Source organism: Vibrio sp. OY15 (assembly GCF_000742455.1).
Classification (GTDB): domain Bacteria; phylum Pseudomonadota; class Gammaproteobacteria; order Enterobacterales; family Vibrionaceae; genus Vibrio; species Vibrio alginolyticus.
The window spans coordinates 1-15,176 of record NZ_JPIL01000014.1 but is presented as its reverse complement, the minus strand read 5'-3'; the positions used below and the strand labels follow the sequence as shown (position 1 = coordinate 15,176).

Genomic DNA, 15,176 nt, shown 5'->3' with positions numbered 1-15,176 from the left:
TAGCGCAGCAAGAGAGTTTTACTGCGCTATTGTGTAAATTTGAAAGGGGTTTGTGTCGAGCGAAAAAGTGAAAGCCCGATCCTCTCCTGTATTGTTGTCACGCAGATTGAAGTTCTGCTGCTAGATACATTAAATGCAGGCAAAGTCTTAAGGCAAGCCTTTTCGCATACTAAATTACTTTAGCATTCTATACAGCAAGCAAACTGGCTAAAACCTGTACCGGGTGTCGAACTACCCCTCCTTCAAAACGCTTAACTTGACTGCGGCAGGAGTAGTATTGCGACTTCAACGCTCCTCAATACAGGTTGAATAAGGTGAATTGCTTTTTACCCATCGCCCCTACAATGAAAACCTATTGATTAACTACAACGAGCGGTTAAATTGCTCCACGGCCTCTACAACACGGCTAGCGCCATCTTGTATTTCATTCATCACATTGCCTGCTTTTTCAGAGAGCTCTAGCGTATCTAGTGCTTCTTTTTGGCATTTAGCGATCAGCTTAACTGCGTTATCTGTTCGCTGTAGGTTTTCACTGACCATTGTGACAATTTCATCGGTGGTTGCATTGGTTCTTGTAGCAAGCTGTCTGACTTCATCAGCAACAACGGCAAAACCTCTACCATGCTCACCCGCACGAGCCGCTTCTATCGCCGCATTTAACGCCAATAAGTTAGTTTGGTCAGCGATACCACTGATGCTATTTACCAACTCGCTAATACGCGATGAGTGCGCTTTAAGCTCGTCAATCGCGGTGTTCGCTTGCTGCATTTGCTCGGAAAGTATCTGCATCTTTTCTAACGTTGAGCCTATAACCTCTTGCCCTTGCAGGGTTTGTGTACCAGTTTCTTGGGAGATTTCGTTCGCCAATTGCGCAGCCTGGGCCATTTTCTGTTCCTGCATCACCTGCTGGGTAATATCTGTCGCGAACTTAACGACCTTGTAGAGCTCTCCTCTGTCGTTATGGATAGGGTTATATGAAGCCTCTAGCCACACCTCTTCACCATAACGGTTAACTCGTTTGAATCGCTCTGATGAAAATTGCCCTTTTGCTAAACGTTGCCAAAACTCACGGTAAGCTTGAGAGCTCGACTCTTCCTGATCACAAAACATGCGATGATGCTTCCCTTGAATCTGATCAAGCGTATAACCCATTGTGTTTAGGAAATTATCGTTGGCTTTTAAAACATGGCCATCTAATGTGAACTCAATCACCGCCATAGAACGACTTAATGCATTTAGCATGTCCTCTTGCTCACGGGATGATTTGATCGTTCGCGTAAGTTCAGAAGCAAAAACAAAAAAGCTTTCTACTTCTCTGTGCTCATTTAAAACAGGCTGGATAATCGTTCTTAACCAGGCTTCCTCACCATTACCTTTCTGTACTTGCAATGCCCCATTCCAGAACACTTTATCTTGGACGGCTTTCTTCATTCGATGAAAGTGATCTGTATTGCGCGAATTTGACGGTACCAATTCAGTAATTGATTTCGTTAAGATCTCATCATCATTTAAGAAAAGTTCTTGCTGTAGCTTAGTATTTGCAGAAGTAATGAGGCCTTTACTATCCAATGTTAAGCGGATCATCTCTTCATCTAAACTGGTTTGGATTTGCTGCAGGATTTGCAACTCCTGCTTTAATCGTTGATTTTCTTGTTGAAGCGACTTATTAAAAAACATGACTTTCTCTCATTTGACCGACCTTCGGATTAGTCAAAGGTTTATTATTTGTATACCGAATAAACTGCAAGCGGCAAAATCGTTTGGTTGCATATTCAAACGCGATTTCTATTTCTTATCAAAGGACCCCGCAGGGAATACGGCGATTTTTTCTCCAGTGTAACCTAAGCGCAGTATACTGAAATTTCTTCAGCACCCAAGTTGTTTATATATTTATCAATATTAAAGCTCTTTATCGCCAATTTGAGGTTTGTATTTGTGGATATACTTATATGGAGAAGTGGTGTGTTCAGATCAATAAGCCTTTTCATTTAAAAAAAGGGCCTTGACTTAGTTCCAATAATTTTCGCCGTTTTACCGCTTTTCCACCCGACTTTTGAGCGATTACCCACTCCTTATTCGCTTGTATTTCTATTAACAACGCACGGAGGAACCAGCAACAAGCGCATCGATTTGCCCAGTATCAATACGTTGTGGTATCCGCTCATTCAGTTTGCCGTGAAGGTGATGAATCACCACCTCACCAGTCGACTCGTCACGATCAGAAATGAGGCAATGAGGTAATGAGGTAATGAGGTAATAACGCATGACACCAGAGATTACATTATGTGTCCAACATTGTGCCCACTCCTAAGTTTCATAACTTCCTTCCCTCGGACGCTTCTATCTCTCACCACAGCAACTATGCTTTAAACGACATGTATTCAATTGTCTAGCTTCAACATATGAAGGTTAAGTGAACATAAACAAGCGAAGGAAACAGGGCCATGGAAGTCGATAAAAATGATAAGTTAACAAAAAAATTACAGATAGTGATTCATTGGTCTGTAAGAGTATTGTCGATAGTTATGTTGTTTGTAATCGTCATGGGTGTGATAGATGTTGCATGGACGATATATCAAAAACTTATCACGCCACCTAAACTCATTCTGACGATTTCAGATATGCTAGCCACTTTTGGTGCTTTTATGGCCGTTTTAATTGCTATTGAAATTTTCATCAATATAACTATTTACCTGAGAGAAAATGTTATTCATGTAAAAATCGTCATGGCCACCGCGCTGATGGCAATCTCCCGAAAGGTCATTATTATAGACTTTGAAACCTTGTCTCCAATGTACCTGATTGGAATTGCGGCTGTAGTTCTTAGTATGAGTCTTGGTTACTGGCTGATCCATAAACTGCCCAATAAGAGCCATACTGAATAAACTTCTCAGCCTCCCGACTTTTCAGATACTCTCACGGCATGAAAAAGTCTTGTCTTGGCACGTTGAAGCTAATAAATTCCTCCATGCTAGGCTCTATATACTGCGAGACTACAAGATTATAGAGTAGTGCCTAGGCGGAGAAATTATCGATATTGTTTTCTAGCAGCTAATCTTTGAGTATTGGCACAGCTCAATGGGGGCAAGTGTTGCTCCAGTTCCCCCATCTGATATATACCCTCAACATCTATGCATTTTACTTTCAACTTTTCCGTGGTCCTCTTAAACAAGGTCGTCACGAGTAGCCTGAAGGATTACATCCGGCTAGAAGTAACAGCCAGAAAAGTGATTGTCAGGTGGTCGGTCATCTCGCCGTAAAATTAGCTCTTAACGTATACCTTCAGCTCAGTTTGCGAAACAGCCTTAAAGGTCAAAGTAACTTTCAATCCCATTCAGAGTGTTGGTCGTGGCCACAGCGGCTAATATCAACCCCATGATCCGACTTACAGCGCTAGCTCCTGTATTCCCAATAATCCTGTGTATGCCGCTGGCCATTAATAGCAAGATATAAACAACCAATAGTACCAGTAGCATCACAGCCACGGTCTGGACTTGCTCCCAAATATTAAACCGCACGTTCTCTGTGAGTAAAACGGCGGCTAATATTGCGCCAGGGCTAGCAATTGATGGAATGGCTAGAGGAAAAACTGCTGTATCATGATGACTATTGAGCGTTCTGATTTCTTCTGCTGGTTTACTCTCACCAAATATCATAGTCAAAGCAAACAAGAACAATACGATACCGCCCGAGATTTGAAACGCAGACAAGGGAATACGCATTGCTGTAAGTATGATTTCACCAGCAACAACAAAAAACAGTAGGATAGCAGCGGAGAATAGAGTCGCAAACAGAGCGACCTTACGCTTTGCCACTTCTTCATAGCTTTTTGTGGCTGCGATAAAAACGGGCACAGTACCTATGGGATCGATGACAGCAAAGAAAAAGATAAAAGTTGCCACAAAGTCAATCATGCTACTTTCTCCAGTACCAATTTAGCTTTAAGGATAGAAGATCAGCTTGAAGTAGCAGAGAAAATGTTTGACGCTAACATAGCGAGAGCTCATTCAGAAAAACAAAAATGGTGCGTTATTTACAATACAGAACTTACTTCTATCCTATCGATAACTATTAATATCTCAAAGGTAATGACTACCATACCTAACGGTAGTCGCCATCGCTTTAGACTTCTCAGAGAACATCAAAAAAAACAAGTGAACGAGAAGAATATCGACGTCATAAGATAGTGAGGCTTTAGTGTTTATACCAGTGCTCTTTTGACTCCATTTGAGCTTTTACTTCTGCACTATATTCAGCAGTAGGTCGTGCCAATAACCTTGGAATGCCGATAGGTTCTCCGGACTCTAAACAATAGCCATACTCCCCTGCGCGCAAGCGAGCCAACGATCGTTGAATCTTAGGTAACAGCTTTTGCTCTCTATCTATGATTCTTAATGCGATTGCAGATTGCTCCTCACTGGACGCCCTATCGCTTTCGTCACTGAATTCCATTGGCGCAATCATCTCTTCTTTCGCGCGTTCAATATGCGCTAACGTCGATTCATAAAGCTCAAATAATCGGTTTTCAAAAAATGCGAGCTGAGCTTCATTCATATAATCCGCCTCGGGCGCTGCAAGAATTTCTTCTTCTGTCATGACATGCTTTTTCTCTTCGTTCATAGAACCTCCACACCGAGATAAGAGTTCGCTCTCTAAATTCCGTACATCTGAATCTGTATAACTTAACGACGAATGAATGCGCCAATAAGGTGCAGTACTCGACACAGTCACAAACTGCTTGATGCCAGAGTTAAGATCACCGACTATATTAATTGTTATATTATAACATTACACTATAAAGAGCATGAGCATGAACACCCAGAAACTCCCTGTTACGGTTTTGTCCGGCTTTCTAGGCGCAGGAAAAACAACCGTTTTAAGTCATATTCTTAACAATAGACAAGGCAGAAAAGTGGCGGTCATCGTCAACGACATGAGCGAAGTCAACATCGACGCAGCGACCGTTCAGAATGAAGTTTCTCTCAACCACAGTGAAGAAAAGTTGGTTGAAATGAGTAACGGCTGCATCTGTTGTACCCTGCGTGAGGATCTACTTGAAGAAGTTACTAAACTCGCGCAAGAAGGCAGATTCGATTACTTAGTTATCGAGTCCACTGGCATCGCCGAGCCACTCCCCGTTGCAGAGACTTTTACTTTTGCCGATGAAAACGGGCTCTCACTTTCAGACGTTGCACGTTTAGACACCATGGTTACAGTAGTTGATGCGATTAACTTTCTGCGTGATTACGATGAAGCTAAGTTCTTAACAGAGACAGCCGAATCATTAGGTGAAGACGATGAACGCAGCGTTGCTGACTTACTCGTTGATCAAGTAGAGTTCGCTGACGTTATCTTGATAAGTAAAACCGACCTTGCTGAGAAATCAGAAATCGAAAGGCTTCTTGCGATTCTTAAAACTCTTAATACATCGGCCACTATTCTTCCTATCTCGAATGGTGAAGTAGAACTTGATGCGGTACTCGACACACAAAGCTTCAGTTTTGAAAAGGCACAACAAGCCCCAGGTTGGTTGAAGGAAATGCGAGGCGAGCACATACCGGAAACCGAAGAATACGGCATTTCTAGCTTTGCCTATCATGCGAGACGCCCTTTCCATCCAGAGAAGTTTTACGACTTCCTCCACAATGCGAAAGATTACGGCAAACTAATTCGTTCCAAGGGTTATTTTTGGCTAGCAACCAGACCAGAGTTTGTCGGTCAATGGAGCCAAGCGGGAGGCATCGCACGTTATGGTGTTGCGGGTATGTTTTGGAAAGCGATTCCGAAGGAGGAATGGCCGACGGATCAAGATTACCTCGATGCTATAAACGACATTTGGCAAGAACCATACGGCGATATGCGACAAGAATTGGTGTTTATTGGTCAGGGATTAGAGCAAGAGAAGTTGATTGCTCGTCTCAACGAATGCTTGTTAACAGAAGTTGAGATGGAGCAAGGGCTCGACTATTGGTTATCTCTGGAAGACCCTTTCCCTGAATGGGAACAGTAAACGACTGAGATACAAAAAGCCTCCCACCATTCGGGAGGCTTTCTCGTTACACAGAGCCAATTTTGGTATACCGAGCCAATTCAGTAAGTCCGTTCTCGAAACAACCCGAGCAAACATGCAGCGAGGGAATCCTCACCAGTGCATTCAAAGCGTCTTCTTCTGACTCAACTTAGCTATTTTCTTTGGCCAAGGATCTTCAAATGTTGCCCCTTGTTGCCATTGCTCCAGTTCCGCATCCGTTAAAAAGCAGTTTTCCAGCGCATCAATAAACACATCGATTTCGTTTTCTTGCCCAATCACCGTTAAGCGACAACGACGATCACCAAAGCGGCTTTCAACACTGTCTATCTTATCTTGCAGGATTTGACGATGCTCTTCAGTGAAGTTTTGCGATTCGTCATTGATTATCGAAGCACGCCAAAAGCCTGTAATTTCAAGCCCCACGTTGCCGTTTGCTTGACTCCAAAGCAGTGAAACATCGTCTCGAGTTGGGAACCAAAAGAACCCTTTACTACGGAACACACCTTTAGTTAAATACTGATGGCAGGTATTCCACAAACGCGCAGGATGAAAAGGCCGATCGTCTTTGATCACTTTGGCGACAAGGCTTTGTTCGTCTTTATCAGAGAGATTCAACGGCTCATTCACCGTCTCACGAAGTTCTGCGATTAGCTGCTCAACAAGGAAGAAATTGTAGTCTTGCTCACCTTTCGACATGCGGATATCCAAGTTTCCCCATGACGTTTTGATTATCTCGGTGTAAACATTAAGCGGGTGAATCGCCTGTGCGATGTTGCGAACGGTATTGTCGTCCACTTTGTCCGTCTTGGTGAGCATGATACGGTTTGAGAACATGATTTGCTCTACCAACAAGTTTTCAACGCCGCGAACACCCTGCTGCACGTTCTCCTGCCACTTAGGGATTAAGGCAGAACCTTGTCGATAGTCATCTCGCAACCAAGTCGCATCCACCAACGTAATTACGTCTTTGAGTGCGAATTGTGCGTTACTTTTGAAGTACTCGACCAAAGGTAAAGGATGACTACTGCCCGACGTTTCAATCACAACCCATTCTGGCGATTTTTCTGCGCAGAGCTTTTTAAGGGCTTTATCGAGCTGCTTTACACCACTCAGGCTGCTGATGCTGTCTCCACTGATCGTAACAAAGTTGCCCTGCTCTTCACTCACCGCATCGGTATTTAAGATAAGCACGCCATCGACGTCTAACTCACTCATGTCATTAACAATAACGGACAGATCAATACCAGAAGAATCGGCTTGTTGAAGAATGTTGCGTAAAAACGTGGTTTTCCCGGACCCGAGAAACCCATGCAAAATGGTGACTGGAATTGATGGCATACTTTTGACCTACAAACTCTGGATGAACGCATGTTATAACATAACAACTTAGTGAGTTATAGAAGGAATCCAATTGCTGTCTTAGACGCAAAACTTAAGAATCGGTAAAGATCACAGGGGCTGATTTCTCAGAACTCTCCTTCGTTTCTCATCACGTTTCATCACAAGCAAAGGTCTGACTATTGATAAAAATAATAAGTGGTTACAAAACGACCATTGCTTTGTTTATAAAATTGGAGAAAGATGACAATACAGCGATTTATAGGAGGTGGTGTTATGACTTTAGTTCTTACCGTTCTTATTTTCCTAAGTTGTATTGCGATGCTCGCAATTGGTGTGATGTTTTCACGTAGGCCGATCAAAGGCGGAGGTTGTTGCAAAGCGTCCGATGTTGCGGATGTGGGCACACGTAAAAGAAAAAATCGCAGTCATTATTCTTCTAGGAACACATATTGACACTCACCTATTGCTCCAACCTCACAACACAAAATAGCATAACTGAGCCCTAACAAATTGTCGGGACTCAGTTTTTCGTTTCTACTAGATAATCAAACTCTGATACTCGCGCCAAAAATGAAGGTTTCTGGATGTTAGGAAGCGACTTCGCGATAGGTAAGTCGGCTTTCATTGCATCAACCGGACGATTACGAACTAAAACTTCAAAATGTAAATGTGGTCCGGTTGAACGACCAGTATTCCCAGAGAGGGCTATTTTTTGCCCACGCTTTATAACTTGACCTTTTTTAACCAAGATTTTATTCAAGTGTAGGTAACGAGTTTTGTACACACTGTTATGTTCAATCACTAAATAATTACCGGCATAAGGGTGCTTGCGGACCGCAATTACTTTTCCATCCCCAGTAGAATAAACTGGCGCACCGATTGGTGTCGCGAAGTCCGTTCCGTTATGCGGGGTGACTCTTCCCGTCACTGGGTGTTTACGCTTGGGGTTAAACCCAGAGGTGATTCGGCGGTATGCCCTATCGACAGGATAACGGTTAAACGCTCGCTCCAAACTGTTACCAGCTCTATCATAGAACCGTCCATCCTCGGCTAGAAATGCAGCGACTTCGCCCCTCGCTAAGTTAAAAGAAATAGCCTTAATCTCACTATTGCCAGTTTTGTGTTCACCTAAATATTGCTGTTTCACTAATATATCGAAACGGTCACCGGCTCTAAGAGATCGCGCAAAATCAATCTTATCTTTCATCACCTGCGTAATATTTGCGACGTGGCCTGATGCCAATCCTACTCGATGTGCCGAGACTGAAAAACTCCCTTTGATTTCTCCCGAAAATAAGGTTTCACGCCATTCCCCTGAAATTTCCTGAAATTCGTAAGAGAAGGAGCCATCGTTTTCTCTAGTGTAGATAGCCTTCTCTACAAGGCTCATATGATAAATTAGTCGACTCAATTGCCCCATGTCATCCATCACTAATTCAAGCTCTTCTCCGGGCTTAATCATATCTAGCTGCAGGTGATCAAGATCAACTGAGAGAATTTGCTGCAAAATACCGTAAGGGAGACCCAATTGAGCGAAGATACCACTGAGCGTATCTCCCACTTTAACTATATAGTGTATTTGTTTAGGTTTAGGCAACGGAGTCAAACTGACATCTGAGGGAACCACTATCTTTGATGATGGAGGTGGTGACGAATCACTGCTTTGATTCAGTTGAACGCTGTGACTATCTTGATTTGGCTCATCCTCTGTAGGTAGAAGCAAAGCGACCGAAAAACAAAACACAGCAACGATTAAAGCAATAAATTTAAACTGACTCATGAGAAACTAAGTATCAATAATAACGATTGTTATGTTATAACATATCTAGGATTATTTTTACTCAGTTTAGTAAACGTTTATTCAGTTCACTGGATTGGCTAAGAGAAGACCAGTCATTCAACCCATTCTCTTTGAGAAGGCTCAATAATGAACACATTCAATTCAGCACTTATCGTTGCAGGAACACACGGAAACGAACTTTCTGGTATTTATTTACATAAACTAATCAAAGAAAAACGTTACTCTGTCAATAGATCAACCTTTTCAGCCTGCTCGATCATCGCAAACTCCGAAGCAGTAAAACACAACGTCCGATACATCGATACAGACTTAAATCGCGAGTTCTCAGCAATGAATAGCAATCATTGTCCTGATTTGCATGAAAGCAAGATTACACATCAATTTATCGAGAAATATGCAAACCAAGAAAAACTGTTGATTGTTGACCTGCACAATACAACAAGCAATATGGGAGCGACGTTGATTTTGCTTTCTAACGATGTTTTTTATCGGAAACTGGGCGCGTACGTCAAATAACGAATGCCATCAGCACATATCCTTTTCGAAGAGCGAAAAGAATGGCAAGAGCAACCTTACCTTTGTACTGCTGGGCAATATGGAATAATGATTGAGGTCGGGGCGCAAGCACATGGTGCCCTAGAGTACAGTACGTTGGAGTTGATGAAACAGATGCTTACCGCAGTATTGGACTATGTTGAAAAGCACAACCTCAACCAAATAGGCTTACTGAGCGATTATGAGGCGTTTTTTTACACCGAAGAAATCAGGGTTCCACTTGATCAAGAGGGTATGCGGCAAGCACTAGTACACCCTACTATTTGTGGCAGAGATTTTGAGGCGGTCAAACCAGGAGCACCTTTATTAGCGACTTTCGCTGGTTATGATATCCATTGGAATGGCAAAGGGGAAATTTACCCGCACTTTATCAATGAGAGCGCCTACAGTACCGCAAATATAGCAATGGCCCTCGCTAAAAAAAGACGTGTTTCTTCCGTGTAACTTAAAGCAAGTAATTAGGCCACGTGTAACGTGGATACCTCACCCCATGAATAAAACTGTGCCTGAGCCGCATAGGCAGAAAATACGGGTACTAACTCCACCCTAATACGGCAGCATAAGTGCCTTAAGCGCAGCTTTAAAAGAAACCCCACTAGAATTTTAAGGAGGTAAGACATTATGGTTAAAAGGAGAGTTTTCTCTTTTCTATCATGATGCCTTCTCCAAACATCGAAATAATCTATCTTCAAATTGGTCATCTAGACCGGAAGAGATCAGTTCTAGGCGGCTTTCTGAACACTCGTCTAGTTCAAACTCTGTGAGTCCATCTGATGTTAGATTGTAACCAAAAATACCGCTTCCCGTGATAAAAACCGCTTTCATTCGTTCGACCTTGAGGTCGAGCAGCAATAATCTCAGCTTTTGATGATCGAACACGTTTTCAGCGGAGATACGCCAACCGATACTGTAGAAACCTTCCCCCTGATTGGTTGCTTTTAGAATGCCGCTCTCAGGCATAGGCAACTCAGGAACAAGTGACTTTTTCTCTCTTTCACGATAAAGAACAGAGGGCGTTTTTTGCACGTCAATACGAGTCGTTCCCTCACATTCATGAAAAGGGATAGCGCCATGTTCAGCGAAAATCACTTTTGTTTCCCGCAGACCGAGCTTTGCTATATAAGCCGTCAGCTTTTGCTCATCTTCATCTTGATAGAGATCGCGCTTATTACCTACCACTGTATCTGCGATAGTGATTTGCTGGTTAAACGTTTCATGCTCAGTGTACTTAGGATCCGATAGTTTACGTGCATCGACTAAAGTAATGTTTTTTTGCAAAGCGAGAATTTGACGATAATACTCGGTCGATAGCACTTGCAGTACTTCTTTAGGATGACCAAGACCTGTAGGCTCAATCAACAATCGATCTGGCCTTGCTTCAGACAATAATTGATTTAAAGCGATTTGCATCGGAAGACCTGCTGCACAGCACATACATCCCCCGGGGACCTCTCGAATAAACACTTGGTCTTGTTGTTTTTTTTGGCCTTGTAACAAGCTGCCATCAATACCAACTTCGCCAAATTCATTGACCAATACAGCCCAACGTTCATGGCTAGGTTTATGGGTCAATAAGTGCATTATTGCCGATGTTTTCCCCACCCCGAGAAAGCCAGTGATGATGTTAGTCGGCACTCGCGAAATCAGTGGCTTATTAAAGTTCATTGGCAATTCTCCGGTAGCCTTGGACTAGTTCATGGTTGGCAGAAACGACGGATTCGGAAAAAGCTGAATATTCTGGCGGCACTTTAGAGATACTCTCTAAATCAAAACCGACACCAATATTGGTCATCGGTGGTACATGGAAATAAGCGGGTAAATCGAGGCCATCGACGACACAGTTATGACGAATAACACACCTCTCACCGATGACGCTATTGAACACGACGGAGTTGAAGCCAATGAAAACATCATCACAAACCTGGCAAAGACCATGAATAATCGAACGATGAGCAATGGATGAGCGCTCACCAATGGTCACCGCAGCCCCTGCCTTAGAGTGAATTACGACACCATCTTGGATATTGGTGTCACGTTTGATGACGATAGCTTCCATGTCTCCATGGTTATTAACTTCGTCAGCTCGAATAACAGCATAGGGTCCAATAAAAACGTTATCCTCAATAATGACTTTGCCACAGATAATAGCGGTTGGATCGATAAAGGCTGTTGAGGACACCTGTGGCATATGGCCCGTTGGGTTTCTTCTTAACATAATGCTTCCAGTTTGTTTATGGCTCTTTTTTTACGGTCAGCGACTTAACGATTGAAGGATAAACGCATCGCTCCAGCTGGTTTATCGATGACTTTGTTATTGGCATAAACTAGCGCGCCATTGACCCAAGTCTTTTGAATTTGAGCTGAAAATTCATGTCCAGCAAAAGGCGACCAACCACAGTGATATAAACTGTTTTCGTGGCTAACTCGTGTTGGGGTATGAGCATCAACTAATACCAAATCAGCGTAGTAACCTTCACGAATAAAGCCTCTGCCTTGAATGCCATAGCGAATGGCTGGATTGTGCGCTGTTTTTTCGACTACTTGAGTCAAGCTCATATGGCCCAAACGGACATGATCTAAGAGTGTAAGTAACGCATGCTGAACTAACGGCAACCCCGCTGGCGCCTGCTCGTAAGACACTTGTTTTTCTTGCCAGGTATGAGGAGCATGATCTGTTGCAATGATATCTATTTGACCTGTATTTAACGCTGCCAATAGTGCGTCACGGTCATTAGGGGATTTGATTGAAGGATTGCATTTGATCAGGTTACCGAGCTCTGCATAATCATTGCTACTGAACCAAAGGTGATGAACACAAGCCTCCGCGGTGATTGATTTATCTCGAATATCACTCGCGTCAAACAGCGTTAGCTCCTTCGCCGTTGTGATGTGCAGCACGTGCAGTTGGCTGTGATATTTTTTGGCAAGTTCTACCGCATAAGCAGATGAGGCGTAACACGCCTCTTCGTCACGCAAAATGGGATGGTCTTCGATGGTGAACTCTGACTTCTTAAGTCGTTGCTTTTGCTGATTTTGTTTAATGACAGCCCCACTTTCACAGTGAGTAACAATAAGTACTGGAGAATCACGAAAAATTGCCTCTAACGCTTGCGGATCTTCGACTAACAAATTTCCCGTTGATGCCCCCATAAATACTTTCACACCACAATGTTGTTTGGGGTTAAGTTGTTTAATCTGTTCAAGATTGTCTTCGGTTGCACTGAGGTAGAAAGAATAATTCGCAAACGAGCTTTCTTTAGCGAGAGCGAACTTGCGCTCTAACGAGTCAATAGTCGTTGTAGCCGGACTAACATTGGGCATTTCCATGTAGCTTGTAATACCGCCGGCTACCGCTGCCCGCGACTCGCTTGCAATTGTGCCTTTATGTGTCAGCCCTGGCTCTCGGAAATGCACTTGATCGTCAATCATGCCTGGCAGTAAATAAGCCCCTTTAGCATCAATTACAATATCTCCGTGTTGTACGGATATATTAGTAGCAATCTTGTCAATTCTTTGATCAACAATACGTAAATCTGTTTCGGTAATGGCTCTTTCGTTGACCACCCGAGCGTTTTTAATCAATGTTGCTGACATATAATTCATTCTTTTAGATAATTTGAAAAGGTGGCCAATACTCGGTCACCTTGTGAAGCTATAAGGGGAGATCGTGTGTCCGCCTCATAGGGGGCGCTTTGCGCATTCATCGCAAACACAGGAAATCTCAAATTGTGGGCTAAGAACGGTGAAGCCTTCTTGTATGGCTTTCGCACATACGCTAGAAATAACATTGGCTTCAACCGCTATTTCACTAACCTTTCCACACTGAGAGCAAATCAAAAACTGTGGAACGCCATGCTCCTGATCGCACGCGATTTGAGAACAAACGACGTATTTACTAGATGTATTGAGCTTATGGACAAAGTGCTCTGCTTCAAGGAAATCGAGTATTCGATAAACCGACATCGCTTGAATGTTTTGAGAAAAGTTGTGATTGCAGTAGTCAACTAGTTCGTAGGCAGAAAGCGGCTTCTCCGCATATAGCAGCGAAGTCAGTATCAATTTCCGTTTAGTAGTGAGTTGTTTACCTCGCAGCAGGCAGATTTTCTCTACCTGCTTCATGACGTCATCTACCGTTTTGAGCTTTCTCATATCTCTAGATGAAATCCAATGTGAGTAGTAAGCGACGTTCATTGTCTGCAACATGTGGAGAGCGATGTATAAGTCCAGTGGCTTCATTGCCTTCCCAACCACTTCCTTTGAGCAGGGCAACATCGCCAGGCTGCATTCGTCGTATGGCACTTTCAGAGTCGTATAAGCCCGATAGGTGATCAGGTTGACCAAGACTACCGGCACCGAGTTTAGTGCGATCAATGGTATCGTTGGTTAACCATTCGGTCGCTCGGCCGGTATAAGTTATGACAAGTCTGCAAGGCACACGATCAAAGTGAAATTTCGGGCACATCGGGCTGTCTAGGCGAGTTAGTCTCAAACCTGCTTCTTTAACCTCAAACAAACAGCAGAACATATCGACGATTAAAGCAACATCTTCACTCAGCGCATCAGCACACGCATAGCCCTCTAACTTGCTTCGTACCCATTGTGCAGCATCATCTGGCGTGACACTTTGTACCAGTGCCAATCTAGGCTCCTGAGCCAGCATCAGATTAATGTCCTTCGTCAACTCTTTCGAGAGCGTTCGCTGCCATATGGCAATATTGTGCTCTGGTTTGTAGATGTCGCTAAGTATGTTCGCTGATGTCGATATCGCCAACGATGATGTTGTTTGGACACGAAGCGGGTTCTCAACTACATCAATGCTCATATATCTTCCTCCCAAGCGTTAAAAAGGTCAGGTAAAGGTTTTAATAACGTTGATTTTCTAGGGCTATGAGACCTAGTAATCGTTACGATTTCGCTCTAGTTCACGGACATATTGACACAGTCCCACCCCATGTAGAGTCAAGTCAGACAGCGCTTGTGAAGAAATCAACGTTTACTCTCTCTCAATAGGAGACTACTGGTTGTGAGATCAATTCTTTAAACAACAAATTGTAGAGCCCCAAACAAGGAAATGTTATAACATAACAATTAATCTTTTCAATATTTACCTTTTTTGATTAAAGATAATTAGGGGAACATCATGAGCATGCGAGCACGGAAATTATATTCCGCGATTAGAAAAGTAACGCGTGGGTGAATCGCCATAGACCCGACGAAACATCGCAATAAAGTTACTGGGCGTCGAATAACCTAAAGCATGTGCAATATCTCCCACCGATTCCCCTCGAGCTATCATTTCTAATGAATGTATTAGCAGTACTTGTTGCCGCCATTCACTAAAACTCATGTTTAACTCACTTCGAATCAATCGTCTTAACGTCCGAGATGAGACTGCCCCAATATTGGCCCAATGCTCCACAGAATGTTTGCTGTTTGGGTCTATTAAAA

Annotated in this window: 14 protein-coding genes and 2 pseudogenes; 3 read left to right on the top strand and 13 right to left on the bottom strand. The window is 43.1% G+C overall.

Annotated elements, in window-relative coordinates:
- Positions 1–363 precede the first annotated feature (363 nt).
- The 3 genes and pseudogenes from IJ23_RS25835 to IJ23_RS25300 all read right to left on the bottom strand — a co-directional run bounded on the left by IJ23_RS25835 (position 364) and on the right by IJ23_RS25300 (position 2,265).
- Complete coding sequence (locus tag IJ23_RS25835; protein ID WP_372082083.1) at positions 364–768, bottom strand: methyl-accepting chemotaxis protein; 405 nt, start codon at positions 766–768, stop codon at positions 364–366.
- Positions 769–897: 129 nt separating this feature from the next.
- A pseudogene (locus tag IJ23_RS25830) lies at positions 898–1,584 on the bottom strand (PAS domain-containing protein); the annotation flags it as partial.
- A gap of 507 nt (positions 1,585–2,091) precedes the next feature.
- Complete coding sequence (locus IJ23_RS25300; protein ID WP_153294768.1) at positions 2,092–2,265, bottom strand: hypothetical protein; 174 nt, start codon at positions 2,263–2,265, stop codon at positions 2,092–2,094.
- 179 nt (positions 2,266–2,444) lie between these two features.
- On the opposite strand from IJ23_RS25300, the gene IJ23_RS17720 reads away from it, so the two are divergent.
- The gene (locus IJ23_RS17720; protein ID WP_005375731.1) at positions 2,445–2,885 is read left to right on the top strand and encodes a phosphate-starvation-inducible PsiE family protein; all 441 of its coding nucleotides are present in this window, start codon (positions 2,445–2,447) and stop codon (positions 2,883–2,885) included.
- Between the two features lie 420 nt (positions 2,886–3,305).
- Here the strand turns inward: IJ23_RS17720 and IJ23_RS17715 are convergent, their stop codons facing one another.
- Both IJ23_RS17715 and IJ23_RS17705 read right to left on the bottom strand, forming a co-directional pair.
- Entirely contained in the window at positions 3,306–3,914 is a 609-nt protein-coding gene (locus tag IJ23_RS17715) for a MarC family protein (RefSeq protein ID WP_005375727.1), read from the bottom strand.
- Between the two features lie 280 nt (positions 3,915–4,194).
- Positions 4,195–4,620, bottom strand: a complete 426-nt coding sequence (locus IJ23_RS17705) for a TraR/DksA C4-type zinc finger protein (protein ID WP_025767657.1) — start codon at positions 4,618–4,620, stop codon at positions 4,195–4,197.
- A gap of 190 nt (positions 4,621–4,810) precedes the next feature.
- Between IJ23_RS17705 and zigA the strand changes: the two genes are divergently transcribed.
- On the top strand, positions 4,811–6,010 hold the full coding sequence (gene zigA / locus IJ23_RS17700; protein ID WP_033906943.1) for a zinc metallochaperone GTPase ZigA: 1,200 nt from the start codon (positions 4,811–4,813) through the stop codon (positions 6,008–6,010).
- A 144-nt stretch (positions 6,011–6,154) separates the two neighbouring features.
- On the opposite strand, the gene IJ23_RS17695 is transcribed toward zigA, so the two are convergent.
- Both IJ23_RS17695 and IJ23_RS17690 read right to left on the bottom strand, forming a co-directional pair.
- Complete coding sequence (locus IJ23_RS17695; RefSeq protein ID WP_025767655.1) at positions 6,155–7,369, bottom strand: CobW family GTP-binding protein; 1,215 nt, start codon at positions 7,367–7,369, stop codon at positions 6,155–6,157.
- A 523-nt stretch (positions 7,370–7,892) separates the two neighbouring features.
- Entirely contained in the window at positions 7,893–9,152 is a 1,260-nt protein-coding gene (locus IJ23_RS17690) for a peptidoglycan DD-metalloendopeptidase family protein (RefSeq protein ID WP_033906942.1), read from the bottom strand.
- Positions 9,153–9,299: 147 nt separating this feature from the next.
- On the opposite strand from IJ23_RS17690, the pseudogene IJ23_RS17685 reads away from it, so the two are divergent.
- Positions 9,300–10,172: pseudogene (locus tag IJ23_RS17685) on the top strand (aspartoacylase).
- Between the two features lie 207 nt (positions 10,173–10,379).
- Here the strand turns inward: IJ23_RS17685 and IJ23_RS17680 are convergent.
- The 6 genes from IJ23_RS17680 to IJ23_RS24310 all read right to left on the bottom strand — a co-directional run.
- Complete coding sequence (locus tag IJ23_RS17680) at positions 10,380–11,393, bottom strand: CobW family GTP-binding protein (RefSeq protein WP_025767652.1); 1,014 nt, start codon at positions 11,391–11,393, stop codon at positions 10,380–10,382.
- Complete coding sequence (locus IJ23_RS17675; protein WP_017635738.1) at positions 11,383–11,943, bottom strand: carbonate dehydratase; 561 nt, start codon at positions 11,941–11,943, stop codon at positions 11,383–11,385. The genes IJ23_RS17680 and IJ23_RS17675 overlap by 11 nt, the downstream gene beginning before the upstream one ends.
- A 44-nt stretch (positions 11,944–11,987) precedes the next feature.
- Positions 11,988–13,322: a dihydroorotase gene (locus tag IJ23_RS17670; RefSeq protein WP_033906941.1), complete on the bottom strand. Its 1,335-nt coding sequence runs from the start codon at positions 13,320–13,322 to the stop codon at positions 11,988–11,990.
- An 84-nt stretch (positions 13,323–13,406) separates the two neighbouring features.
- Positions 13,407–13,877, bottom strand: a complete 471-nt coding sequence (locus IJ23_RS17665) for a Fur family transcriptional regulator (RefSeq protein WP_025767649.1) — start codon at positions 13,875–13,877, stop codon at positions 13,407–13,409.
- Positions 13,878–13,881: 4 nt separating this feature from the next.
- Complete coding sequence (locus IJ23_RS17660) at positions 13,882–14,550, bottom strand: DUF1826 domain-containing protein (RefSeq protein WP_025767648.1); 669 nt, start codon at positions 14,548–14,550, stop codon at positions 13,882–13,884.
- Positions 14,551–14,889: 339 nt separating this feature from the next.
- On the bottom strand, positions 14,890–15,176 hold a 287-nt coding region (locus IJ23_RS24310), incomplete at its 5' end, for a helix-turn-helix domain-containing protein (RefSeq protein ID WP_152560952.1).

Excerpts from the sequence above, each read along its gene's own strand:
- IJ23_RS25835 (WP_372082083.1), bottom strand. The coding sequence starts at position 768 with ATGCAGCAAGCGAACACCGCGATTGACGAGCTTAAAGCGCACTCATCG.
- IJ23_RS25300 (WP_153294768.1), bottom strand. The coding sequence starts at position 2,265 with ATGCGTTATTACCTCATTACCTCATTACCTCATTGCCTCATTTCTGAT.
- IJ23_RS17720 (WP_005375731.1), top strand. The coding sequence starts at position 2,445 with ATGGAAGTCGATAAAAATGATAAGTTAACAAAAAAATTACAGATAGTG.
- IJ23_RS17715 (WP_005375727.1), bottom strand. The coding sequence starts at position 3,914 with ATGATTGACTTTGTGGCAACTTTTATCTTTTTCTTTGCTGTCATCGAT.
- IJ23_RS17705 (WP_025767657.1), bottom strand. The coding sequence starts at position 4,620 with ATGAACGAAGAGAAAAAGCATGTCATGACAGAAGAAGAAATTCTTGCA.
- zigA (WP_033906943.1), top strand. The coding sequence starts at position 4,811 with ATGAACACCCAGAAACTCCCTGTTACGGTTTTGTCCGGCTTTCTAGGC.
- IJ23_RS17695 (WP_025767655.1), bottom strand. The coding sequence starts at position 7,369 with ATGCCATCAATTCCAGTCACCATTTTGCATGGGTTTCTCGGGTCCGGG.
- IJ23_RS17690 (WP_033906942.1), bottom strand. The coding sequence starts at position 9,152 with ATGAGTCAGTTTAAATTTATTGCTTTAATCGTTGCTGTGTTTTGTTTT.
- IJ23_RS17680 (WP_025767652.1), bottom strand. The coding sequence starts at position 11,393 with ATGAACTTTAATAAGCCACTGATTTCGCGAGTGCCGACTAACATCATC.
- IJ23_RS17675 (WP_017635738.1), bottom strand. The coding sequence starts at position 11,943 with ATGTTAAGAAGAAACCCAACGGGCCATATGCCACAGGTGTCCTCAACA.
- IJ23_RS17670 (WP_033906941.1), bottom strand. The coding sequence starts at position 13,322 with ATGTCAGCAACATTGATTAAAAACGCTCGGGTGGTCAACGAAAGAGCC.
- IJ23_RS17665 (WP_025767649.1), bottom strand. The coding sequence starts at position 13,877 with ATGAGAAAGCTCAAAACGGTAGATGACGTCATGAAGCAGGTAGAGAAA.
- IJ23_RS17660 (WP_025767648.1), bottom strand. The coding sequence starts at position 14,550 with ATGAGCATTGATGTAGTTGAGAACCCGCTTCGTGTCCAAACAACATCA.